General features: G+C 52.5%; 20 protein-coding genes and 2 tRNA genes. 15 read left to right on the top strand and 7 right to left on the bottom strand.

Annotation, left to right across the window (positions count from 1 at the left end; all coding sequences use genetic code 11):
- Positions 1–38 precede the first annotated feature (38 nt).
- Entirely contained in the window at positions 39–2,906 is a 2,868-nt protein-coding gene (locus QET93_RS00240; protein ID WP_280132571.1) for a hypothetical protein, read from the top strand.
- 198 nt (positions 2,907–3,104) lie between these two features.
- On the opposite strand, the gene QET93_RS00235 is transcribed toward QET93_RS00240, so the two are convergent.
- Positions 3,105–6,083, bottom strand: coding sequence for a glycoside hydrolase family 2 TIM barrel-domain containing protein (locus QET93_RS00235; RefSeq protein WP_280132570.1), 2,979 nt, complete (start codon positions 6,081–6,083; stop codon positions 3,105–3,107).
- A 172-nt stretch (positions 6,084–6,255) separates the two neighbouring features.
- Between QET93_RS00235 and QET93_RS00230 the strand changes: the two genes are divergently transcribed.
- From QET93_RS00230 to phoU, 7 genes are all read left to right on the top strand, one after another.
- Positions 6,256–6,828 (top strand): hypothetical protein, encoded by a 573-nt coding sequence (locus QET93_RS00230; RefSeq protein ID WP_280126762.1) that lies wholly within the window; start codon positions 6,256–6,258, stop codon positions 6,826–6,828.
- Between the two features lie 89 nt (positions 6,829–6,917).
- Entirely contained in the window at positions 6,918–8,411 is a 1,494-nt protein-coding gene (locus tag QET93_RS00225) for a flotillin family protein (protein ID WP_280126763.1), read from the top strand.
- 267 nt (positions 8,412–8,678) lie between these two features.
- Positions 8,679–9,680, top strand: a complete 1,002-nt coding sequence (gene pstS, locus QET93_RS00220) for a phosphate ABC transporter substrate-binding protein PstS (RefSeq protein WP_280132569.1) — start codon at positions 8,679–8,681, stop codon at positions 9,678–9,680.
- A gap of 34 nt (positions 9,681–9,714) precedes the next feature.
- Entirely contained in the window at positions 9,715–10,641 is a 927-nt protein-coding gene (gene pstC / locus QET93_RS00215) for a phosphate ABC transporter permease subunit PstC (RefSeq protein ID WP_280126765.1), read from the top strand.
- A 3-nt stretch (positions 10,642–10,644) separates the two neighbouring features.
- Positions 10,645–11,532 (top strand): phosphate ABC transporter permease PstA, encoded by an 888-nt coding sequence (gene pstA / locus QET93_RS00210; protein ID WP_322190029.1) that lies wholly within the window; start codon positions 10,645–10,647, stop codon positions 11,530–11,532.
- The gene (gene pstB / locus QET93_RS00205) at positions 11,510–12,277 is read left to right on the top strand and encodes a phosphate ABC transporter ATP-binding protein PstB (RefSeq protein ID WP_322190028.1); all 768 of its coding nucleotides are present in this window, start codon (positions 11,510–11,512) and stop codon (positions 12,275–12,277) included. Before pstA ends, pstB begins: the two co-directional genes overlap by 23 nt.
- 22 nt (positions 12,278–12,299) lie before the next feature.
- Positions 12,300–12,962 (top strand): phosphate signaling complex protein PhoU, encoded by a 663-nt coding sequence (phoU, locus tag QET93_RS00200; protein WP_280132567.1) that lies wholly within the window; start codon positions 12,300–12,302, stop codon positions 12,960–12,962.
- 449 nt (positions 12,963–13,411) lie between these two features.
- Here phoU and QET93_RS00195 read toward each other — a convergent pair.
- Both QET93_RS00195 and QET93_RS00190 read right to left on the bottom strand, forming a co-directional pair.
- A tRNA-Pro gene (locus QET93_RS00195) sits at positions 13,412–13,488 on the bottom strand.
- Between the two features lie 32 nt (positions 13,489–13,520).
- Positions 13,521–13,596: transfer RNA gene (locus QET93_RS00190), tRNA-Phe, on the bottom strand.
- Positions 13,597–13,804: 208 nt separating this feature from the next.
- Here QET93_RS00190 and QET93_RS00185 point away from each other — a divergent pair.
- From QET93_RS00185 to QET93_RS00160, 6 genes are all read left to right on the top strand, one after another.
- Positions 13,805–14,836 (top strand): DUF6268 family outer membrane beta-barrel protein, encoded by a 1,032-nt coding sequence (locus QET93_RS00185; protein ID WP_322190027.1) that lies wholly within the window; start codon positions 13,805–13,807, stop codon positions 14,834–14,836.
- 125 nt (positions 14,837–14,961) lie between these two features.
- Complete coding sequence (locus QET93_RS00180) at positions 14,962–15,453, top strand: HAD-IA family hydrolase (RefSeq protein ID WP_322190026.1); 492 nt, start codon at positions 14,962–14,964, stop codon at positions 15,451–15,453.
- A 121-nt stretch (positions 15,454–15,574) separates the two neighbouring features.
- Positions 15,575–17,419 (top strand): DEAD/DEAH box helicase, encoded by a 1,845-nt coding sequence (locus QET93_RS00175; protein WP_280126770.1) that lies wholly within the window; start codon positions 15,575–15,577, stop codon positions 17,417–17,419.
- A gap of 139 nt (positions 17,420–17,558) precedes the next feature.
- A complete protein-coding gene (gene plsY, locus QET93_RS00170) occupies positions 17,559–18,212 on the top strand; it encodes a glycerol-3-phosphate 1-O-acyltransferase PlsY (RefSeq protein WP_280126771.1) in 654 nt (217 codons plus the stop codon).
- Positions 18,213–19,220: an NAD(P)H-dependent glycerol-3-phosphate dehydrogenase gene (locus QET93_RS00165; protein WP_280132564.1), complete on the top strand. Its 1,008-nt coding sequence runs from the start codon at positions 18,213–18,215 to the stop codon at positions 19,218–19,220. It abuts the gene before it with no gap.
- 58 nt (positions 19,221–19,278) lie between these two features.
- The gene (locus QET93_RS00160) at positions 19,279–19,713 is read left to right on the top strand and encodes an exosortase system-associated protein, TIGR04073 family (RefSeq protein ID WP_280126773.1); all 435 of its coding nucleotides are present in this window, start codon (positions 19,279–19,281) and stop codon (positions 19,711–19,713) included.
- A 253-nt stretch (positions 19,714–19,966) separates the two neighbouring features.
- Here the strand turns inward: QET93_RS00160 and QET93_RS00155 are convergent, their stop codons facing one another.
- The gene (locus QET93_RS00155) at positions 19,967–20,545 is read right to left on the bottom strand and encodes a hypothetical protein (RefSeq protein WP_280126774.1); all 579 of its coding nucleotides are present in this window, start codon (positions 20,543–20,545) and stop codon (positions 19,967–19,969) included.
- A 107-nt stretch (positions 20,546–20,652) separates the two neighbouring features.
- Between QET93_RS00155 and folP the strand changes: the two genes are divergently transcribed.
- On the top strand, positions 20,653–21,603 hold the full coding sequence (folP, locus tag QET93_RS00150) for a dihydropteroate synthase (RefSeq protein ID WP_280126775.1): 951 nt from the start codon (positions 20,653–20,655) through the stop codon (positions 21,601–21,603).
- 53 nt (positions 21,604–21,656) lie between these two features.
- Here the strand turns inward: folP and QET93_RS00145 are convergent, their stop codons facing one another.
- The 3 genes from QET93_RS00145 to nadC are packed head-to-tail and all read right to left on the bottom strand — an operon-like array spanning position 21,657 to position 24,028.
- Positions 21,657–22,496, bottom strand: coding sequence for a D-hexose-6-phosphate mutarotase (locus tag QET93_RS00145; RefSeq protein ID WP_280126776.1), 840 nt, complete (start codon positions 22,494–22,496; stop codon positions 21,657–21,659).
- Complete coding sequence (gene pdxH / locus QET93_RS00140; protein ID WP_280126777.1) at positions 22,493–23,131, bottom strand: pyridoxamine 5'-phosphate oxidase; 639 nt, start codon at positions 23,129–23,131, stop codon at positions 22,493–22,495. The genes QET93_RS00145 and pdxH overlap by 4 nt, the downstream gene beginning before the upstream one ends.
- Before the next feature lie 42 nt (positions 23,132–23,173).
- Positions 23,174–24,028: a carboxylating nicotinate-nucleotide diphosphorylase gene (gene nadC / locus QET93_RS00135; RefSeq protein ID WP_280126778.1), complete on the bottom strand. Its 855-nt coding sequence runs from the start codon at positions 24,026–24,028 to the stop codon at positions 23,174–23,176.
- Positions 24,029–24,037: the final 9 nt, after the last annotated feature.

The raw sequence follows: 24,037 nt of genomic DNA, 5'->3' as shown, positions 1-24,037 counted from the left end.
TGAAGCTATCTTCTCTTGCTTATCTTTCGTTGATGCCTATGTTATGGTCCTCGCAGGCGGCCGAACCGAGAGAATGGATGCCCTTGCCGGATGGAAAAAACAATCGTAGTCTGGGGGTAAAATCCCAGGATGGAGCTGCGTTGGTTGTAGACGGTTTGCTCAAGGCGGGAATGCCGAAATTGGCGCATGTCCCGGCTCAGGAAGCCAATTTGGAAGTAACGGCCGAGTTGAAGGTGCCGGAAAATCCGGAACAATGGTCATCCGGAGCGATTGCCCTGATTGGGCCCAATGATCGCGATGTGGCTTATGGCATGGTCATTTTTAATGAAAACGGAAGGATGAAATCCGGATTTTATGGGGAATCAATGGTGGAACGATCTTTCAAAAAAGGAGGGACGATTCTTCTGAAACTCCAGGTCAGTGACGGGGAACAGCGTTTTAAGGCTTGGGACAAGGGAGCTCCGGAACCGGTCGGTTGGGATTCTGTGTCGGCTGTCAAATTGCCGCAAATTGCCTTTGTCGGCGTGCGGACGTATGCCATGAAAGGGTATTTTTCCCGGATCAATTGTACGGAGGGGAATGTCCAGCCCCCTCCTTGTGTGGTGTTGAAGGATGGACGGGTAGGCGCTTCGTTTGACAAGCAGAGCGGGTTGTTGCGCGAACTGACGCTGAATGGGGGCAAAGTGGAATTGTTCCGGGGGGATCTTGGCGGACCCAGTCTGAAGTTGGTGAGGAAGAGCGGCGGAGAGACCCGGCCCGTGATGAAGTTGCTGTCCGAATCCCCCGGCGCTTTTTCCTTCGAGGGCAGTGACGGCAATTTGCAAGCCGGACTGACATATGCCGTGGAGGATGACGCTCTGGCTGTCAAGATACGGGTCAAGAATACAGGAGATGAGGAATTATCTGCCGATACTCTCCAACTGAATTTGGGGATTGATACCTGCATGATCAGTTATCCTCAGTGGGACACCCGGCATTTTCCCTCGTTCCTCCGTTGTGAACCGACTCATTTCTGGGGGTATGCGATGTCTCCTCAAGGGAGCATTGTCGGCATCTTTTCTCCAGACCCCGTCTCATCCTGGCATCTGCATTACAATAACGGAGGACACCGGATCAATGGCATTGTTTTGGATCTCCTCGCGGATCAACCTCTGCCGTCCAGATATCCGCAGCAATCTTCCCTTCTGAAACCCGGAGAAGAACGTACATGGACGGTTTATCTGGCCGATGTTCCGTCGCTGGCCGATGTTCCGTCTGTTGCGGCCAGATACACGGGAGCACCTTTCGGCACGACTGACAAGTATACAGGTGAACCCGGTGAAGAAGTGGAAATTGCCTTGGCTGGCCCGGGGGCTTCCGTGGAATGGGCCTTGTGCGGTCAGTCCGCCACGCCCATTCGCATGCAGGACGGAAAAGCTGTGGTGACATTGCCGGAGACGCCTGGATTTTACCGCCTTCGTATCAAGAACGGTTCCGGCAAGGAATCGGAAATGGTTCTGACTGTCAGGCATCCATGGTCCTGGTACATGGACGGAGCCCGCAAGTGGGCGGTGAAAGCGAAACAGAAAGCGGGAACCCATGTCGAGGGATGGTATGGATTCTTCCCTTCATTCCGGTGGAGCCAGTTTGAGCCGGACAAGGAGCTGGATGAACAATTGGACAAGGATTTCAACGAATTGTTCCCCACGATGTACAATCTCGAAACGATGCAACCGACTGCTCCTGCCCTGCCACACCGCATCCAGAATCACGCCTGCGCGGCTTCCCTTTATGCACAACGCTACCTCCTGACGGGAGACATCAAGGATCTGGAACGTGCTGCCATGTTGTGTGATTTCGTGATGAAAACGCAGAAGGAGGATGGTGCCTATCGCAGCGGTAGAACTCATTATACAAGCGTGATTTACATCGGCAAGTCCATCATGGAAGTCATGGATGTCGAACGCAGACTGTCCGCATCCGATCCGGTTTGGAAGGAACGGTACGATCGCCAGTACGCTTCCGTGGAGAAAGCCATGGACGACCTGGCACGCAACCTCGACAACATTGAGACGGAAGGCGAAATGACGTTTGAGGACGGCATGATTTCCTGTTCCTACACCCAGCTTGCCCAATGGGCTCGTTCTTTCGCCCGTCCGGAAAAGAAGGCAGGATATATCAAAGCAGCCGAGGAGCTTGTGGCCAAGCACCGTTGCCTGTCACAGATCGTCCAGCCGGATAGCCGTATGAATAATGCCTCGCTTCGGTTCTGGGAATCCCAGTACGATGTGCTCTGGTGTCCGAACCTGATGGGTTCCCCGCATGGCTGGAGTGCCTGGCGTCTCTACGGGCTTTTTGACCTGTATCGTTTGACGGGCAAGCTGGATTACCTCCGCCAGGCCATGAACGGCATGGGATCCTGTGCCAATTTGCTGGACCCTGTTTCCGGAGAACTGCACTGGGCATTCATGGTCGATCCGCGGATTGCTACATCGGTGTTTACTCCAGATCCCGATCATCCCGGCAAAGGCAAATTTGTGCCTCAAACCTTGGGAGAACAGCCTATCCCGATGATATCGTCATGGTGGAAGGCGCCGTATGCTACGGCGGTTTTCGGATACGGGACTGGTCCGAATGCACAGGGCGGCTCCTGCGACAACGATGTGCACGAAATCTTCAAGTGCCTCGGCGAACATGTGCTGACGACAACATGGTTGTATGTCGGCAAGGACGGCATACCGGAAATCTGGAACGGCAAGGTGGAACGCAAGGGAGATACCTACCGTGTGATTCCCTCGGAAAAATACGTCTCTGAAGTACATGTCAACACGACCCTGCCGATCAAGCTGGAAGTCGCTTTCCCCGGTACTGATGCTCCAGTCACGTGCGATATGCAGCCCGGCATGGAATCCGTGATGAAGAAGTAATTTCTTCTCCGATTGGTTACGCCATTCTCCGGCCCGTCCAGCTTTCCTCTGGGCGGGCCGTCTTTTTGACTGTGAAACTAGAGTGCAGGCGATAGCAACCTGTGAACATTTCGATTGATAAAGAACTGCCCTGCCGCCTGGAAGGAGGCTGCAGGGCAGGGGCATGATCGTAGGAAGCGATCAAGGAAAGTCGGAAAATCAGAATTGGATTTGCACCCAACCGGGGAATTCTCCGCTTTCGTCCTTGAGGTTGGGACGGGTGCGATTGGAGTTGTAGCTAAGATAGTGTTCCGTACCGCCGTTGGAATATTGGGCAAGGAGGAACGAGATATGGTTGTTGTCCAGCCAGGCGCGGAGGTGTTGACGACCATTGGATTCGATGGTGACGGTATTGCCCTGGGGATCGGATAGGGAACCGGTGATCAAATTGTGCTTGGTGGAGCGGAAGTCGTTGGAACCATGTTCATTGCCGTCCAGGGACCAGGCATGTCGCGGGGTTTCCCAGTTGGCGTGGTAGTCCTGCAGGGTTTCCGGGGCAAGAGCTCTGGCCTTGCCTTCGGGGCGCCCGATATGGTCGTCGGGGTAGGCTGTCCATGTGGTCATGCGTTTCCAGGCCAGCTGGTCGTAGGAACGAGGCAAGTCGAATCCGATGCCGATTTGCCGACTGTCGTAAGGCAGTTTTTTCAGGTTGATTGTGTAGTCGACGCGCAATTTGCCGTTTCCATTGATGGAGTAGATGAATTCGACAGGGACATCGCCGAATTTGCCGGAGACATGGACGGAGGCAAGGCCGTCTTTTTCCTGCCAGGTCATGGAGTCCTTTTTCCAGTTTTTGAGGGAAGGTGAAGAAAAGACGGTGACTTGGTTCGGGTTGTCAATAGGGATGAAATCGACGACCTGGTTTTCGCGCAGCATGGGGATGGCGTACATTTTCATGCCTCCTGTGACGATGTCCTGACCGTTTTTAGCGATGGTTTCAGGCAAGCCGGTTTGTTCCGGGATGCGGAAGGTAACGTTGCCTGACTGGATGTCGAGCATACCGTCCTTTTGGGTGATGACCGGAACGGACGCGGATTTCATGGAGGGCATGGGATAACTGGCGGTGAAATGGCGCGGCAGTTTTTCTATGGCGACGTCGAAGCCTCGCTTGTCCTTGAAACGAAGCGTCAGTTCGTCTCCCTTCATGGAATGTGGAATGATCAGGGTACCCTGTTCCATGGGGGCTACATCTACGCTGACGATACCGGATTGGTCCCCGTCCGTCCATTCGACGTCAAGTGTGTTCAGGTTCCGTGTGTTGAAGCGGTTTTCCAGGGATACGACGGTCTGGTTGCCGATAGTTTGGAAATGACGGCTTGTGACGCGGACAGGTGAGTAGGCCATTTTCATGTGCCAGTATTCGGGCTTGGGACGGCGGAATCCGTCGATGACTCCCCATTCCCCGCCACCCATGATGGGTTTTTCTCCCTTGGGGTAGTACATTTCGTCGATGCCGCACCAGATGCCGAGGCCCATGATGGCAGGGGACGTCTGCATGTTGTCGACGAAGTATTTGGCATAGTCTCCCCAGAGATCCCGCAGGGAGGGATCCGTCATGTTCTCGGAGGTGTTGTAGCAATTGACGTGGAGTGCTTCGTCGAAGACTATCGGGCGGAAGTAGTTGTCGTACTTCATCAGCCCTTGCCAGCCGGGGTAGTGCTTGGTACCGACATCAAGGTCGCGCTTGATGCCAAAGTATTCGGAGTGCGAGAATTTGACGGGAATGTCCGGCGTGGTTTCCTTGGCCAGTTTGAGGCATGGAACGTACCGGGGCGACCAATAGCTTTCATTGGCGATGGACCAGACGAGGATACTGGGATGGTTTCGGTCGCGCATGAGCATGGATTTGAAATCGTAGAGGACGAGTTCGGCCCTTCGGCGCGAGTTGTCAGTGCGGTCCCAACAGACGGAGGCTTCGTCTTCGAGGAAGATGCCGTAGCGGTCACAGAGGTCGACGAGGTATTCGTCGGGGGAATAGTGGGAGGTGCGAATGTAGTTGCAGTTTGCATCGCGGAACATCTGGATGTCCTTTTTGAGAATTTCCTTGTCCGGGATGGCGCGGCCATAGTAGGGATGGATGTCGTGGTGGGCGACGCCGTGAAGTTTGACGGGCTTGTTGTTGACGAAGAGGGAGTTTCCCCTTGTTTCAATTTTGCGGAAACCGATGTTGCGCGTGACGGTTTGCAGATCTCCTCCGGGATGTTTCAAGGTGAGTTCCGCAGAGTAGAGGTAGGGATGTTCGGCGTGCCAGAGTTCCGGGGAGTCGATAGCGACACCCTTGATGGTTAATTTGCCTCCCCGGGTCACTTCCAGTTCTTGTGCAGCAACGGAGCCGGTTTCGGGCGGAAGTCCTTCGACTCCTTTTTTCTTCAGGACGAAACTGGCCTGAAGCTTGTCTCCTTCTTTGAACCCGGCAAGATCGAATTCGATGTCCATCGTGGCTTTGCGTAGATCGTCGGAGAGATTTGTCTTGCAGAAGAGATCGGAGATGTGCGTCTGGGGCAGGGCGAAGAGGGTGACGCTGCGGAGGATACCTCCGACCTGGTGCTTGGCATAATGGGAAATGCGGGATGTTGCGGAGATTTCGGATTCGCTGCGGACGAGAAGGGAGACGGTGTTTCGTCCCGGCTTGAGTAAGTCGGTGATGTCGAATTCGAACGGTACCATCGATCCCATGTGGGTACCGGCTTCCTTACCGTTGATGAAGACGCGGCATTCGCTCTCGACGGCCCCGAAACGGAGGACGGTACGTTTACCCTGCCAGTCGGCAGGGATCGTGAAATCGCGGAAGTAGCCTGCCCACTGGCCTTTCTCCACCCGGTAGCCGGGCATGTACCATTCCGACGGGACGAAGACGGAATCCCAGCCGGGAAGTCCGGCGAGAGAGTCTTTACGTTCGAATCCTGTTTCCGGCCTGGGGTTGAACAACCAGTTGCCATCAAGCGTCATCTGCGGATTTTGCACTCCGGGGATTCTTGAGGGAATGGGTGTATGACGAACGGAAACTCTCTGGTTGATGGAGTCGTATTCTTTCTGGACTGAATCGAAAGTCAGTTCTTTTTCCTGGGCCTGAGCCTGGTGGAAAAGAGGGGCGGACGAAAGAAGAAGCACTGCAAGTGGGGAAGAAAGGCGGAACATAGAGATGGGAAAGAAATGTTGTTCTCCGAAGAGGAGCGGTAAGAATATATACGCAGAGGGAAAGAATTTCTTTCCCGCTTTTTTTGTCCGCGAGCGAATCGTGGTGGAAAACGCATTTTGATAGACACGAGAGGCAGGAGACGTTATAGAGGATACAAGTATTTGCTTTTTCATGCAGGATTTCTTCACATTCGATTATTTGAGTTCCTACGGGATCTATTCCATTATTGCGGGCATTTCTACGATTGTGGCGGTGTTCTTGTCGATCATGATGGTTTTCGGAATCGGGAGTGGAGGGGATATGGATTTTGACGCCGGCGGAGGCGATGTCCACGCGGATACCGATTTGCATGTGCTTTCCCTTCGGTCGATTGTCGGTTTCTTCCTCGGTTTCGGCTGGGGCGGCATCATGGCCATGGATGCGGGACTGAGCCGTTGGGGTACGGTGGGGGTGGCATTGGGAGTCGGCCTGCTCATGTTCGGAGCGATTGTACTTCTTATGCGGATGGTGTACGGGATGCGTTCGGACGGTACGTTGAAGTACGAAACCCTCGTCGGGATGACAGGCAAAGTGTATGTGACTGTTCCTCCGGGAAAGGCCACGGGAGGACAAGTGCTTGTGTCCCATCCGAACCAATTGTTGTATTTGCCAGCCATTCAGGAAGGTGAGGTGCCTTTGCGGGCCGAATCCCCCGTTAAGGTTGTCGCTGTCAATGCAGGTATCCTGACGGTCGAAGCTTTATGATTTTTTTGTCAGTCCGGAGCCTGCCTGGATGGCGGAGCTTCCGTTACTATTGTGTCTTTTCCCTTAAACCAATAAATAGATAATACCATATGAATATAATAGCCGAGATCCCCGCAATTCTTCCAGTTGCCGCTTTGATCCTGTTTATTATCGTTGTGTCCTCCTGGCTGTTCAGCCGGTACAGGATGTGTCCCCCCGATAAAATCCTGATCGTTTTCGGGAGGGTTGGTTCAGGCCAGCCGGCTCGTTGCTACCATGGCGGTTCGACTTTTGTGCTGCCGGTGTTCCAGTCCTACAGCTATCTGGATTTGAATCCGATCAATATCGACGTTCCTTTGCAGGGAGCCCTTTCTTCGCAGAATATCCGTGTGGATGTGCCGTCTTCGTTCATCGTAGGCATTTCTACATTGCCGGACATCATGCAGAATGCCGCTGCCCGTTTGCTGGGACGTTCCCGCGAAGAAATCCGCAGCCTGGCTACGGAAATTATCATGGGGCAGATGCGTGTCGTGATCGCTTCCATGACGATTGAAGAAATCAACTCCGACCGTGAAAAGCTTATCAAGGGTATTACTGAAGGCGTCGATGTAGAATTGCACAAGGTCGGCCTTCACCTGATTAATGCCAATATTACGGACATTCAGGATGCCTCCGGGTATATCAATGCCCTGGGGCAGGAAGCTGCCGCCCGCGCGATCAATGACGCCATGATCAAAGTAGCTGATGAAACGCGCCGTGGTGAAATCGGCAAGGCTGAAGCCGAAAAGGAACAGAGCGTCAATGTGGCTTCGGCTCGTGCCGAGGCTATTGAAGGCCAGAACGAGGCTGCGATTAAGATTGCAGAATCCCAATCACGGTTGAAAGTTAAGCAGGCGGAAGCCAAGAAGATATCCGAAATTGCCGAGAAGGTTCAGGAAGCCAAAACCTTGGAAGAAGCCTATCTGGCTGAAAAAGAAGCTGAATTGAAGCGTGCCGAACGCGAACGGGCTACTCAGGAAGCCAACGTCCTGGTGAGTGCCCAGATTCAGAAACGGGAACGCGAAGTCCAGGCCGAAGCGACGGCTGCCGTTCTCAAGCTGGAACAGCAAGGTAAGGCTGATGCTCTCTTGATTGAGAAACAGGCCGAAGCCGAGGCTATCAGAAAGCTGGCGGAGGGCGAATCCCAGGCATTGCTCCTTAAAAAGCGCGCTGAAGGTGAAGGTATCGAGCTGGTGGGTAAAGGTGAGGCTGCTGCCGTGGAAGCAGTGCTGGCCGGCAAAGCCCATGGCTTTTTGCAAATTGTGCAGGCCGCCGGCTCCGCAAATGCCGCCTCCAACCTGCTGGTGACGGAACAGCTTACCAAGATCGTTGAATATCAGACGAATGCCGTGTCCAGTCTCAAATTTGACAAAGTTGTCGTTATGGGCAACAGCAAGGAAGCATCCGTGGGCGGGTTTGTTCAAAACCTCGTCAAGGATACCCTGCCTCTGCATGAACTGGGCAAGAGCGTAGGGTTGGAACTGCCGGGATTCCTCGGCAAACCGGTGGATGCCTCTGCACCTGCTACTTCGGTCGAGGTTCCTCCTGCCCGGGTTGAAGAATAAATTATAGAGCCATGAGCCGGCGGGAAGCAATTCCCGCCGGTTTTTTATTGTGTTTGAATGAGGCAGCGGGAAATGTCGGCTTGCTACCGGTTTCGGTTTTTTTGTTGAGAATGGGTTGGCGGAATGTTGTTGAGGCAGAAAGATTTTGGGATACTTCTATTGCCAGTGTCCGTTTTGTCACCCAAAAGTTGTCGTTAATTGGGCGGGAACAGGGGATATGTGATGCGCCGGCAGGTTTTTGCCTCCGGTATAACCCATACAGACACTATGTTAAAAAATCTGTTCATCATGCTGTTCTCCGTTGCCTCCGTTTCCGTCTCCCACGCGGAAATGAACCTCAATGGCGCCGGCGCTTCATTCCCGGCTCCCGTCTATCAGGCCTGGACGTTTGACTATTCCGCTAAAAATCCGGAGGTCAAAATCAACTACCAAAGCCTTGGCTCCGGTGCCGGAATTAACCAGATCAAAGCTGGAACGGTTGATTTCGCAGGGACTGACAATCCTCTTTCCCTTCAAGAGCAGAATGAAGCTGCTCTGATCCAGTTCCCGATGTTGACGGGAGGCGTTGTCGTGATCGTCAACATTCCGGGCATTGCCTCCGGTGCATTGAAGCTCGACCAGCAAACCCTTGCCGATATCTATCTCGGTAAGATCACCCGTTGGAATGACGATGCCGTCAAAGCATTGAATCCCGACCTGAATCTTCCCGACCTGAAGATCACGGTCGTGCGCCGTTCCGATTCCAGCGGTACGACATTTATTTTCACCGATTATTTGAGCAAAATTTCCTCCGAATGGAAGGAAAAGGTTGGTTCTGGTCCGTCCGTCAAGTGGCCTGTCGGTCTTGGTGGTCAAAAAAATCCCGGTGTGTGCAACAACGTTGCCAAGATCAAGGGCAGCATCGGCTACACGGAATACACCTATGCGGTGGAGTCCAATCTGAATTGCGCGATTCTGAAGAACCGCGAAGGCGTATTTGTTTCCCCCAGCGTGGAAACTTTCTCTGCCTCCGCTTCCAATGCGGACTGGCGGAACGCCCCCGGCTTATGCATGGCTCTGACGGATACTCCCGGTGAAAAATCCTGGCCGATTACGGGTGTGACGTACATCCTGATCCGCAAAGATCTTGCCGCCGATAAGAAGGCCGCTCTTACCCGTTATTTCAACTGGTGCTTTACGGAAGGCGCTCCTAAGGCGACGCAATTGAATTACGTGCCTCTGCCTGAAAATGTAGTCGGCCTGATCAATGCCGGCCCTCTGAAAAAGTAATCCCCATTACCCATACGCTCTGAAGGAACTCGCCATGTCTAAGACGGACCAATTGTTTAGAACCGTTTGCCTGGCCTGTGCTTCTCTGATCGGATTGTTGATGCTCAGCATATTCATTCAGCTGGGCATCAACTCCGGGGATGCCTGGAGCCGTTTCGGCATCGGGTTCCTCTGGTCGGATTCCTGGGATCCGGTTGCGAAGGAGTACGGTGCCTTGCCCAATATTCTGGGGACGCTGCTGACGACGGTTATCGCTCTTGTGCTGGCCTTGCCCCTGTCGTTTGTTTCGGCCATGTACGTGGTTGATTCCCCTCCATGGGTGAACCGGACATTGAGTCAGGCTATGGATTTGCTGGCGGCTATCCCAAGTGTAATTTACGGGATGTGGGGGTTGTTTGTCCTCGCCCCGCTGATGCAGGAATACGTGCAACCTTTTCTAGCGGAAACGCTGGGATTGGAGAAAGTGCCGGTGATCAGTGCCATCCTCGGCAAGGATTACAACGGATTCGGATTTCTGACGGCAGGTTTGATATTGGCATTGATGATCCTGCCCTACATGAGTGCGATCATGCGCGATGTATTCAAGATGACTCCTCCGATGCTGCGCGAATCCGCCTTCGGTATCGGTTGCACCAAACTGGAAGCCGCCCGCGACGTCATTGTCAAGTACGGTATCCGCGGAATCTTGGGCGGTGTATTCATTGGCCTTGGCCGGGCACTGGGGGAAACGATGGCGGTACTTTTCGTCATCGGCAACATGATGGATATGCCTCATGGGATATTCTCCAGCGGTACGACGATTGCCGCTACACTTGCCAACAACTTTGCCGAAGCGGACGGGTTGCAGAGAAGCACTCTGTTCGCTCTTGGGTTGATCCTGTTGATTATGTCATTCGGTATTCAGGTTTTCGCCCAATACTATCTGTTCGCTACAGGGGCCAAACGCGGTGAGGAACATTGAACTATGAAGAATTCTCAACAATTTGATACGATCATGAAGGAGCGCCCGATGGGATTCCGCAAACTGTCGGACTGCCTGCTCCGCATTTTTTCCCTATTCTCGATTGTGGTGGCTGTTGGCGGGATGGCATGGATTCTCGGAACGGTCGTTTACCATGGTATCGGGGTAATCGACTGGAGTTTCCTGACTAATCCGTCGAAACCTTACGGAAGTTCGAACTCCGGTATTGCCAATGCTTTGCTCGGGACCGTGTATGTGACGCTGGGCGCCGTGATCATGGCCGTGCCGCCAGCGATGGCCGCCGGGATCTATTTGGCCGAGTTCGGAAAATACGGGAAGTTTCCGAAGTTGATTCGTTTCAGCGCCAATGTGATGATGGGGATTCCATCCATCATCGTCGGATTGTTCGTGTACGGGTTGATCGTGGTGCCGACGGGACATTTTTCCGGATTTTCCGGGTCTTTTGCCCTGGCAATTATCATGTTCCCCGTGGTGATGCGTACGACCGAAGATATGATGGCTATGGTACCCAATACTCTGCGGGAGTCGGCCCTTGCCCTCGGGATGACTCGAACGAGGACGACTTTGTGCCTCGTCACCCGTGCTTCGAAAAACGGGCTTGTCACCGGAGTTTTGCTCTCTTTGGCCCGCGTTAGCGGCGAGACGGCACCGCTTCTGTTCACAGCTATGTTCGCCGATGCATGGCCGACGGATTATTTTTCCCAGCCGACTGCCAACATGCCCGTCCTGATTACGGAGTACTCTATGAACTCTCCCTTTGAGTCCATGCAGGCTGCGGGGTGGGGAGCTGCCCTGATTATAGCGGCAGTCATCTTGATTATCAATATTTCAACACGAATCATCTTCAATGACAGACAACATAAAAACTAAGATTTCGGCTCGTAATCTGAACTTTTTCTACGGAACTCATCAGGCTTTGTTCGACAACAATCTGGACATTGCCGAACACAGGATTACTGCAGTGATCGGTCCCTCCGGATGCGGTAAATCCACTCACTTGCGCATCTACAACCGCATTTTCGAACTTTACCGTGACCAGAGGACGGAAGGCGAGGTGTTGTTCGACGGGAAAAACATTCTCGACAATGATGTGGATATTCTGGAATTACGCCGCAAAATCGGCATGATCTTTCAGAAACCGACTCCGTTTCCCATGTCGATTTTCGACAATGTCGCCTATCCTCTCAAATTGCATTACAAGTTGAGCAAGTCCGAGGTCGCGGACCGTGTAGAGGAGGCTCTGAAGGGAGCTTCTATCTGGGAAGAAGTTAAGGACAAACTCAAAAAGAGCGGTCTGGCCCTGTCTGGCGGACAACAGCAGCGTTTGTGCATTGCACGAGCTATAGCCGCCGCTCCGGATGTATTGCTGATGGACGAACCTACAAGTGCCATTGACCCGGTTGCAACGTTGAAAATTGAGGAACTGCTCATGGAACTCAAGAAACGCTTCACTATTGTCATCGTGACTCACAACATGCAGCAAGCCGCCCGTGTCAGTGACTATACGGCTTTCTTTTACAAAGGCAGCATCATCGAGGTGAACGACACCAACATCATGTTTACCAATCCGAAAAACAAACAGACCGAAGAGTATATTACGGGACGTTTCGGTTAATAGATCTTACCGTTAAATTATTATGAAAGAACATTTTACTCATGAAATCAACCACCTCAAGGATATGGTGGAACAATTGGCTCGCGAAGTGGAAAACTCCCTGAAACGCGCACTCCAGGCCGTTGACTCTTTGGATTGCGACTCGGCTCATGCGGTGATAGACGGAGACTATGCCATTGACTGCAACGAAATAAAAATCGAGGAAGAGTGCCTCAAAATCCTGGCTCTCTACCAGCCTGTAGCAACTGATTTGCGTACCGTGATTACCCTGTTGAAGGTCAATAACGAGATCGAACGCGTCGGCGATCTTGCCGTGAACATCGCCCGACGTGTTCTACACATGGCTCCCCGGGTGGAGGAAGTGAAAGACAAGTTCGATTTCAGCTCCATGGCGGATAGTGCCCGCGGCATGCTGCGGAGTTCTCTGATGGCGATGAACGACAGCAATACCCTGCTGGCGTTTGAAACCATCCGCAAGGATTCGGTGGTGGACGACTTTAACCGCGAAAACGTCCGTAAAGCCGAGGAAATGATTGCCCGCTATCCCAACCAGGGGGGCTATTATCTCAATTGCGTCGGTATTTCTCGCGTACTGGAACGTGTTGCCGACATCGCCACGAACATTTGCGAAGACGTTATTTACCTCGAAACGGGTAAAATTGTCCGGCACTCCCGGGATTTATAAACAACCTGTCATAGGAACACCAATACGCCCGGCGTTGATTTTTCCAAATCGCGGCGGGCGTATCTTATAATTGATATCTAGGGGGGACTATTTTCTGGTTACGGGGTGCCAAGACCATTTACCGCATTGGCGGCATGGTCCGAAGAGCCATCTTTTTCCGGCGGCCTTTTGGCGGATTCCATATCGGCCGAATGGATCCTGAAGTCCGCATTTTTTACACGTGACGATCCATCCCGGGGCACGAGATTCCCATAGGGCAAGGTTTTCTGGTGTTGCCTCGGCACGAAGTGGTGCCGTCATGTTTTGCCAAATTTCATTGATAACGCCCATGATTTTTCAGTAAATGAAAATATGACGGGAGTCAATAGAATTGGGTCAACTTCAAAACGGCGGCTTTTCGTCAAAATGAATGCCCTCCAGCGACAAGTAAAACAGGAACCCGTTTAAAATGGTCGGGAAGACAGGATTCGAACCTGCGACATCCTGCTCCCAAAGCAGGCGCTCCACCAGGCTGAGCTACTTCCCGAATAAAAAAGGGTAAAGAATTGGGATAAAAAGTGGTGGCTCGGGACGGGATCGAACCGCCGACACGGGGATTTTCAATCACCTGCTCTACCGACTGAGCTACCGAGCCACTTGCAACTCCCTGTGGAGTTGACGGGAAAGAAACTACCATTGCTTCCCATTCTTGGCAATACTAAAATGATCGGAAAATGGATTTTTCAGCATTATGTGATTCTGAAGGAGGGATTACTATAATTGTTAGATTAACACTGTCAATGTATTGTAGTAAAATTACATTTTTTTCTTTCTTTGGGGCGTGATTCGGCTAAGACATGTACATGTGTCTTCCCAAGCGAGTATTGAGTATCTTTACAGGTCTGATTTTTGCTGCATGTGTTGCCAAGGGAGCTAACTATGATAGCGAGTATGGGTATGATACTTATCAGAATACATCCCCTCGGTATGATGAATCCTCGGCTTATGGCAGTGCGGGTGGGTATGATGCCTATGATTATTCATCCTATGATCCTTCGATCAATGATAATAGCGGCGGTGCGGGGAGTTCTCCCAAGCCTCTTTTCCCGTCACAGTCCTATTATGAGCTGCTGGGGCCGATGAAGGCGAAGAATGGTTCCGGGAATGTACATGTGACGAATTGGATGACGAAGTTCAATCTCTTGAACGACAAAGGTAACCGTTTTGTATTTAATATGGATGCTGCATTGCGCGTGACCTGGATTCATGGGAAAGAGGATGCTGATTTCGACATGGACCGCCTATATACTATCTGGCTTTCCGCGACGGCCGGATATCGTCTGTTTGGTTCGACTTATTTGATGGCAGGGCTAACCCCCGAACTATCTTCCGATCTGGATACATGGTGCAGTCGCGATATCTATTTGGGGGGACATGTGCTGTTACGAAGCAAAACGTCGGATTCATTCGATTATTCCATCGGGATGGCTTATGCTCCGCAGTTGGGGGATTCTCCTCTGTTTCCGTTTTTCATTATGAACTGGAAGGTGTCTCCCGTATGGACATTTCATTTCGAGGGTACCCGGTTTTCGTTGATGAATAATGAGGGTGGCGTTTTTTCCTGGGGTCCGTTTTGTTCGATTATGTCCGGTACCTGGACGGTGAAGCATAATCGGCGTTATGAACGTTTTTGCTGGACATCCGGCATTGTCGGACTTGCCACGGAGACGAAACTGGGAACTTGGGGGAGAGTCCATCCCAAGCTGGTGGTCGATGCGGGAGTTTCCGTGTATAATTCCGCCCGTTTTAAGACGGCGAACGGCAGGAACGAAATTTCGAAAAAGCAGATGGATCCCGGGTTTTATATCAAGGCGGGGTTGCAGTTTGCCTACTAATTTCTGTAGAGGAGATGTGTCCGATGATCAAGAATGCATTGATAGACGTTGGGAATGTCTTGTTGCGCCTTCGGAGTAATCCGTGGGAGGGACTGTTTCGTGGTTCGATCCCGGATGAAGCGAGAATGACGGCATTCAGACAATTGTATGCCTTGTTTGAATCGGGAGGGTTGCGGTCTGAAGAATTTATCAGCCGTGGTATGGAGATAACGAATTTCCAAGGCAGTGCGGATGAATTTTCCTTCCGGTGGTGCGATATTTTTGCTCCTATCCACCCGATGCATGATTTTTGTGCATGGATGAAGGAGCGTTCCGTCCGTCTGGTGCTTTTTTCCAATACGAACCCTTTGCATGAGGAAGAAATCCGGAAGAGTGCATTTTACAGGTTTTTTGACAATGCCGTGTATTCTTATGTCGTCGGAGAGATGAAGCCCGGTGACGGAATGTACGAATATGCAGTTTCCGGATTGAAACTGGATCCGGCAGAGACGTTGTATGTGGATGATCTGGTTGAGAATATTTTGACGGGGAAAGTCTTCGGATTCCGTTCCTACAGGTTCGATCCCATGCGGGTTGAACAAAATGTGGAGGAGTTGAAAAGTATTTTTGGTGTGTAATTTATTTATTTTAAGAGATGAAGATGAATTTGAACAAAGTTTTTCATCTTTGCGCTTGCCAGAAGGAGCATCAACCGTCAGCTTCATAACGTTCTGAAGCGCTCCTTCATTCCATTTATTTATGTCAGACGTATCCTCCTTTTCCTCCTTGGGCATTTGCCCTGAAATTCTTGAAGCTATTGAAGTTCTCGGTTTTGAGACTCCTTCTGCAATTCAGGAACGCGCTATTCCGGCGGCCTTGAACAGTTCCGATATCATCGGTCTTTCCCATACGGGATCCGGCAAGACGCTGGCTTTTGCCATTCCTGCTCTCGAAATGATCTCTACCGATGTACGAGGTGTCCAGGTTTTGTGCCTGTGCCCGACGCGTGAGCTTGCCGTTCAAATTTGCCGCGAGGTGGACAAGCTGGCCTTGTTTCTGGACGGGGTGTCCGCCGTTCCAGTTTACGGAGGTGCATCTTTCAAACCCCAGCTGGATGCCTTGCGCCGGGGAGTGCAGTTCGTTGTCGGTACGCCCGGTAGAATCATGGATCACATGGATTCCGGCGCACTGCGTCTGGATAACCTGAAGATGTTGATTCTGGATGAAGCGGACGAGATGCTGGACATGGGTTTTCTGGAAGACATTGACCGGATTGCCGATGCGATGCCGGACAAGAAGCAGACATTGTTCTTCTCTGCAACCATGTCCCCTCAGATCCGTGCTCTGGCGTCCCGGTTCATGACGGATCCGGTAGAAATTGCCATTGAGCGTCCGACGCTGACGGTGCCAACCATTGAGCAATTTTACTACGAGGTCGTGTTTTCATCCCGCATTGAGTTGTTGAGCCGCTTACTGGATACGGGCCGTGTGAAGATGGGACTCGTTTTTGCCAACACGAAGCGGGTGGTGGACGATATTGTAGACGGTTTAATGGCTCGCGGCTATGCGGTGGACCGCCTCCATGGGGATATGCCCCAGATTATGCGCGAACGCGTGATGGAGTCGTTCCGCCGAGGCAACCTGAAAGTGCTGGTGGCGACGGACATTGCCGCCCGAGGTCTGGACGTGGACGATGTGGATGCTGTGGTCAATTTTGAATTGCCTCGCGATCCGGAGGATTATGTGCATCGTATCGGTCGTACGGCTCGCGCCGGTCGCAAGGGCAAGGCTATTACTTTTGTCGGACGTCGTGATTTTGCTTTATTGAACCGCATTGAGCGCTTTATCGGTACGAAACTCTCTTGCGAGCCTGTAATGACTGCCGTTGAAGTGGAACAGTTGCGCACGGAGTCTCTCGTGGATGATGTGATCGAAAAATTGAAACCGGGGTCCGGGCTTCCGGAGGAATTGCGCGAAGTGGAAGCTTCCGCCGAGGATCTTGTGTCCGCCCTCTTCGAGCTGGTCAAGAGCAAATCCCATCGTGAGGTTCAGCCAATTCCGGAGGATAAGCCTTCCCGCTTCTCGTCGCGCAAGTCGCGAGGAACCGAACGCGAGGATGGTGAAATGCCCCAGAAGGGAGATTCCTGGGAAAGCAATGGAGAATCTGTCACCCTGTTTATGAATGGCGGCAAGATGCTGGGCATCCGCCCGAAGGATATTGCGGGGTTGTTTTACAATACGGTGGAAATGGACCGCGGCGCTATCGGGGATATTCGCATGTTCCCCAAACATTCCTTGATTGAAGTGGATGCGGCTGTTGCCCCCAAGTTGCTTGAAGCCCTGTCTACGGCGACGATTTGTGGTTACGAGGTCAATGTTCGCGAAGATAAAGGCGCTCCTGGACCGGAGCGAGAAGACCGGGGCAGAAGTCATTCTCGGCGTCCGTTTGCCGGAGGTTTCCGCGGTGGTCGTGGCGAGCGCTTTGGTAATTCGCGCGGCGGTTCGCGTAGCGGCGGTTACGCTTCCGATTCGGAGCGCGGCGGCTACCGTGACCGTGGCAGTCGCAGCGGTGGAGGATTCCGCAGCCAGCGAGGCCGTTGGTAAGTGTGCTTACCGGGTATATGTGATAGAGCCGGAAACCGCCATGCAAAGGTCGGCTCCGGTTCTATGTTATTATTCATAAATGTGTTGTCTGTTTACCGTTGCGTGGCGGTGCTGTGACGCGTATATTATTGACCAATTCGTGATCGCTTTTCTGTACATTATTGCTTCCTATCTGATTGGTGCCGTGCCGTTCGGTTATCTGGCCGGGCGCATCAAAGGAGTCGACCTGAGAGAACATGGATCGCATAATATTGGAGCGACAAATGCTGTGCGTGTCTTGGGTAAAAGTCTTGGATTCCCTGTGTTTGTATTGGACTTTATGAAGGGATTTCTCCCTGTATTTTGCTGGGCGCACTTTTCTTCATTCCTGCAGGGGCCCGGTTCCTCGGCCTGGATGTCGGAAACGGTGCTGGTGCTGGTTTGCCTGGCAACGATCGTGGGGCATACGTATACGTGTTACCTCCAGTTCAAGGGGGGTAAGGGAGTGGCGACGACGGCCGGTGTCCTGATGGCTCTGTCTCCCCAGGTGTTCGGCATTGCCATAGTCGTTTGGCTGGTTGTATTCCTGACGACGCGCTATGTATCCCTGGCGAGTATTGTGGCCGCTGTAGCCATGGTGGTGAGTGGTTTGTATTGCTATGGTTTTTTTGCATTGGGAGGGTTGGTCTGGAGGCCGGACGCCATTGTGATTATCTTTTTGCTGTTGGTGGCCATTTTGGTGATTGCCAAGCATCGGTCAAATATTTCGCGCCTGTTAAAAGGCACTGAACCAAAAGCATTTTCCCGGAAATAAATGAAAGAATTACAAAAAATTGCCATTGTCGGCGCAGGCTCTTGGGGAACAGCGTTGTCCATGGTCGCAGCCGAATCAGGCAGAGATGTCGTGTTGTGGACACAGGATAAAACCCAGGCCGAGCTCCTCGCTTCCACTCGACGAAATCCTTTTTTATTGGACGCGGCCCCGCTTTTGGCGGAAAATATCATGCCGACATCCGATTTAAACCAAGTGCTGGATGCTGACTTAGTATTGATTGTCGTGCCGTCCGTAGCGATGCGTTCCGTGGCCAGCACATTGCAGAATGCCGAACTGCGGCCGGACGCTATCCTCGTTTCCTGTACGAAGGGAATCGAACAGGGTACGCATTGCCGAATGACCCAGATTTTGAAGGAATACCTTCCCTCCAATAAGATCGGTGCGCTTTCCGGTCCCAATCATGCAGAGGATATTTGCATGGGGTTGCCATCGGCTACCCTGATCGGGTTCGAGGAGCAGGATTATGCCGATCGTGTCCAGAGAGCTTTGTCAACGGGCAAGTTCCGTGTGTACACATCCAATGATGTGACCAGTATGGAACTGGGAGGGACAATCAAGAATGTTTTTGCCATTGGGGCCGGTCTTTGCGTGGGACTTAAAATCGGGGATAATGCTTTGGCTGCCTTGGTGACGCGCGGTCTGGCCGAGATGACTCGCATCGGTTCCCTCTACGGGGGAAACAAGGAGACGTTCATGGGGTTGTCCGGAATGGGCGATTTAGTTGTGACTTGTTACTCTTCCCATTCGCGCAACCAGCGCGTCGGACAGAGCCTGGCCCGTGGTATTTCTCTCCAGGAAACGCTGGATTCCCTGAAGATGGTGGCGGAAGGCGTGCCCAATACGCGTTCCATCTATGAGATGGCACGGGAAGTCGGGGCTAGAACTCCTTTGATTGACGCTGTCTATTCAGTTCTTTATGAAGGGAAAGCCCCTCTTTCTGCCTTAAATGAATTGATGAATCGTGACCCACGTCCGGAACATGATTAAATCTTTTGTCATTTTTCGATTGATTTCCATTAGCGATATGTCATATATGAAGAACACCATGAAACGCGCCATTTATACTCTTCTATTTGCTGCCGGCCTGTTGGGCACAGCCATGGCAGATATTCAGGCTCCTCCTGCTGCCGAGTACACTCCTTCTCGCAAGTTGGGACGTGCTCTGAGCAATCTCCTTTACTCTGCTGAAGAAATCCCGGTCCAGATGATTCGCTGGAACTCCGAGGATGGCAACTATGCCGGGTTCTCCGTCGGCCTCGTTGACGGTACCTCCCGCATGCTTCAGAGAATGGGATACGGCCTGTACGAACTCGTAACCTTCTGGGCTCCGACCTACAAGTGCACCTACAAGCCCCCGTATCAGGGCTTCTGCGGCCAGAGCGGCCTTCGCGAATACAATCCCAACGGTGGTATGAGCGAATTTCCGGCTGAGTTGGGCTTCCAGAGCTACTACCGTTATTCTCGTACCCAGCTCGACTAATTGGTTTATCCGCTAGTCTATCGTAAGTTTTCAGAACCGTCTCTTATTGGAAGGGACGGTTCTTTTTTATACCTCTCGAAAGGAGAATATTACTGACTATCCCATGAACCCGTAGAGGTTCCGTCAGGATGTCGATACAGTCAGGTACAGGCGGGATTGAATCTACACGGGAAAACGCCGGGATAAAAAAAGGATGCTCCGCCGATAGTGTGGAGCATCCCTGCTGAAACTTTGTTGTAAAAACCGAAGATTCCTACTTATTTTGTGAGGGCTTATTGGGTTCCTGGGCCGGAGTTCCCGGAGGAGTAGTGGGAAGGGCTTGTTTGGGATCGTCGGCAAAGGGATCCTTTTCGGGCATGGATGCTTCCATCAGCTTTTTGTATTCTTCGGCAACGTCCTTACGGATGTTGATGCAGATGGGTTTGCTGCGGTTGCCGGCATCGTCGTAGGTGTAGATGAAGCGGCGCAGGAGAAGGTTGGTTTTCGAATCGTACATGCGTTCTTCCAGCAGCTTGGCGGTCTTTTTGTCGTAGCCGTAGGAGACTTTGTAGATTTCATTTTTCTTGCCGTCGTAGATTTTGCATCCGGTGAGTTCTCCCCATTTTCCGGTGGCGTACTGGGTGACGGAAATCAGAGTGCCGACCGAATTGTACATACGTTTTTGCATGCCCTTTTGGTTGGGGAGTCTTTTGAAGATGCTTTTGGAACCGTCATCATGGCGGATGACGCGAACATAGGGGCCGTCTTCGTCATTGAAGCCTTCGTCAACGGCGAAGGTAAGCCCGGAAATGGCCATGCAGATGATGGCGAGGAACATAGTGAATCTTTTCATGGTGGTAAATGGGCTGTTGGAATGTCGTTTCCTGCAGACTGTCCTGTTTGCACTTCTGTATTATGATAGAAAAGATCGGAAGGCAATCAAATGATCAAGCATGAATCATGAATCCTACTCCTGTACAGGATGGATTTTTTGCTGGCATGGTACGGAAAAAGCTCATCATGGAGGGGATTTTGGGGCAGAATACTCCCGTCATGATAGTGAAGAACATGATTTGGCAGACTGGAAGAAAAACTCTGGATGTCGGTGCCGGAGGAATATTGATGGGGATTTTGAACGTGACTCCCGATTCCTTTTCCGATGGAGGTGCCCACATGTCCTGTGAACAGGCTACGGTTCATGCCATGCGGATGATAGAGGATGGGGCGGCGATTATTGATATTGGCGGAGAGTCGACGCGTCCGGGATCCGAGAATGTGGACGAAGAGGTGGAGATGGCCCGCGTTTTACCCGTGGTTCGCGCTGTGAGGGCGGTATGCGGGGATGTGCTGATTTCCGTCGATACCCGTAAGACGGTTGTTGCCCGTGCCGTATTGGAAGCGGGGGCGGATATTATCAATGATATAGAAGGAATGCAGGCTCCTGGGATGGCTGAACTGTGTGCAGAGACAGGCTGCGGTGTGGTGGTGATGCATATGAAGGGAGAACCGAAGACGATGCAGGATGCTCCGGAATATGACTGTGTTGTTACTGAAGTCAGAGATTTCTTTTCAGAACGCTATGCTGCATTGATGTGTGCGGGGGTCAGGGAGGAGCAAATTTGCTGGGATCCCGGTATTGGCTTTGGCAAAACGCTGGAACATAATCTTGAATTGATTGCCCGCCTTGAGGAATTGCGTGTCGCAGAACGCCCGATTCTTCTGGCTCTTTCCCGCAAGCGGATGATTAGTACCATCCTTGGAGAGCTGGAGCGGGGTCGCCAGCCCTATGGAACGGCTGCCCTGACGATGTACGGCGACAGACACGGAGCCCAGATCCATCGCGTCCATGACGTGCGGGAATGTGCGGATTGCTTAAAGCTTCTGCGCGCGGTGGAAGCCTATGAAGCGTGAGCAGATAACTAATGACTTGGTTTCAATGAACGAGAGTATCGTCGAAGATTGAGTTACAGAGATTCTACGCTGATGGTCTGAGTGATAATGTGGGTGTGCCCGGGTTCCAGGCGAATGATGTTCTCCAAGGCATTCGCTGTTTCTACGCAGAGGAAATGCTGCCATGAGCCGGAGGGTAGGTCGTTGATGGAACGGGTTCCTTCTTCCCAGGGGTTCCAGATGACTACGGATGAGGCTCCCTGCCGGGTGATGCGGATCTGGCGGCACAGGGCGTGATCTTCCAGAATGAGTTCCTGAAGCGATTCGTCCACGCTATAGACCCGGTCGATGGCGGAATGCAGTGTAAGAGGAAGAGGGATTTTGGCGTGGTGGGCGGCTTGTCCTGCAAATTCCTCGTAAGGAGCATCTCCCAGGCCGGTGATGCGGCTTTGGCGGACATCGCCGAGAAGAAAGTAGTTGTGGAAGGCTTCCGTAAGATCGTGGGCGTGGTGTCTCGCCGTTGTCTTGAGAGACATGGTGAGGGTTTTCCCAAGACCGATGCGCAGGAAGGCGACGGGCATTCCTTCTTCGGCGGGGAGAAGACGGAGGGATATGTGGACTCCTTCTTCGGTTTCAGAGACGTTATCAAGCGTCCACTCCGAAATCCTGGCGATACCGTGAGAAGGAGCCCCGGGACGTTTACCGAACCATGGCCAGCAGATGGGAATGCCTCCGCGGATGGCCTTGCCCGGTTCCAGCTGTGTATCCGGGCTAAGGAAGAGACAGTCGTGTTCCTGTCCGGCGGGTTTCCATGAGGTCAGATGGGCTCCCTGGATGCACAGGCTGGCAGTGCAGTCTGCTGTAGAGATGTCAAGGAAGCGCAGTCCGCTGGCAGTTGTCCGTTCGGCGATCATGGCTGGAGACGTTCGATAGTCCAGGAATTATCTTCCCGGCGGGTGTACATGAAACGGTCATGGACGCGTCCGGGGCCGCCCTGCCAGAATTCGACTTGTGACGGGACGATCCGGAAACCTCCCCAGAAAGAAGGAATGGGAACCTCTCCGTCGGCAAATTTCCGTTTCAACTCCATGAGTTTCATTTCCAGAAGCTTCCTGCCGGAAATGACTGAACTCTGATGCGAGACCCATGCTCCCAGCTGGGAATCTTTAGGGCGCTTCATGAAGTAGCGCAGGGATTCTGCCCGGGAGACTTTTTCCGCTTTGCCGTAGATGATGATCTGGCGTTCGAGGACAACCCAGGGAAACATGATGCAGACATTCGCGTTTTCGCTGATGTCGTGTGCCTTGCGGCTTTCGTAGTTAGTGAAGAAAACAAAGCCTTCCTCACTGAAGTACTTGAGCAGGACAGTACGCAGAGAGGGATGCCCCTGTGCGTTGACCGTGGCGACGCTCATGGCGTTGGGCTCGGGAATGTTGGCCTCCAGCGCCTGATTGAACCAGATCTGGAATTGCTCGACCGGATTGGCATGGAGATCCTTGCGGTGGAGGGTATCTTTGAGGTATTCTTTTCTGAAGCTTGATAAATCCATGGCGTTTTCCGGAGGAGTTGATTGGTTGGGGATGAAACCCGATCAGGCTTGTACGGCGAAGTCGAGTCCGAGGTCCAGGGAGGGCGCAGAGTGGGTGATATAGCCCACGGAGATGAAATCAACGCCTGATTCCGCGATAGCGGCGACGGTTTCCATCGTGACTCCGCCGCTGGCTTCCAGCAGAGGAGTGGAGGAATCTCCGCGCATGGCAACGGCTTGGCGGAGCATGTCGGGGGACATGTTATCGAGCAGAATGTGATCGACTCCGTCGAGCTTGAGAAAAGCTTCGAGTTGGTCGAGTCGGTCGGCTTCAAGCTGGATTTCCACGCCTGGTTTTTCGGCTCGGAGCGTATTGATGCATTTCTGGAGGTGTTCCAGATTGCCATCCGTCATGAGATGGTTGTCCTTGACCATGGCACGGTCATAGAGTCCGAGGCGGTGATTGGTACCTCCTCCGTGAACGACGGCCGCTTTTTCGAGCAGACGGTATCCGGGGGTTGTTTTGCGTGTGTCGAGGATGCGTGCGCTGGTGTGGGATACTTGCTTGACGTATTTGCGCGTCAGGGTGGCGACGCCGGACAGGCGCTGGATGAAATTGAGTGCTGTGCGTTCGGCTCCGAGAATGGACTGCGCTTTCCCCTCGATCAACATGACGACGGCCCCCGGAGCTACGGCTTCTCCATCGTGCAGATACACTTCTACTTTCAGCGTGGGGTCTACGGTACGGAAGACTTGGGCGGCTACTTCTACGCCGGAGAGGACTCCTTTTTTCCGGGGAGTGAGGATGGCTTTGGCTGTGAGGGTTTCCGGGACGAAATACTGGGACGTGACGTCGCCTGTGCCGAAATCTTCTTCCAGGGCGAGTTTAATGAGTTGATCAACGTTATTGGAGACCATGAGTCTATA

The organism is Akkermansia sp. N21116 (assembly GCF_029854705.2).
GTDB lineage: Bacteria > Verrucomicrobiota > Verrucomicrobiia > Verrucomicrobiales > Akkermansiaceae > Akkermansia.
Note: the sequence above shows the minus strand (reverse complement) of the source record. Positions and strands in the feature narration are given on the sequence as shown.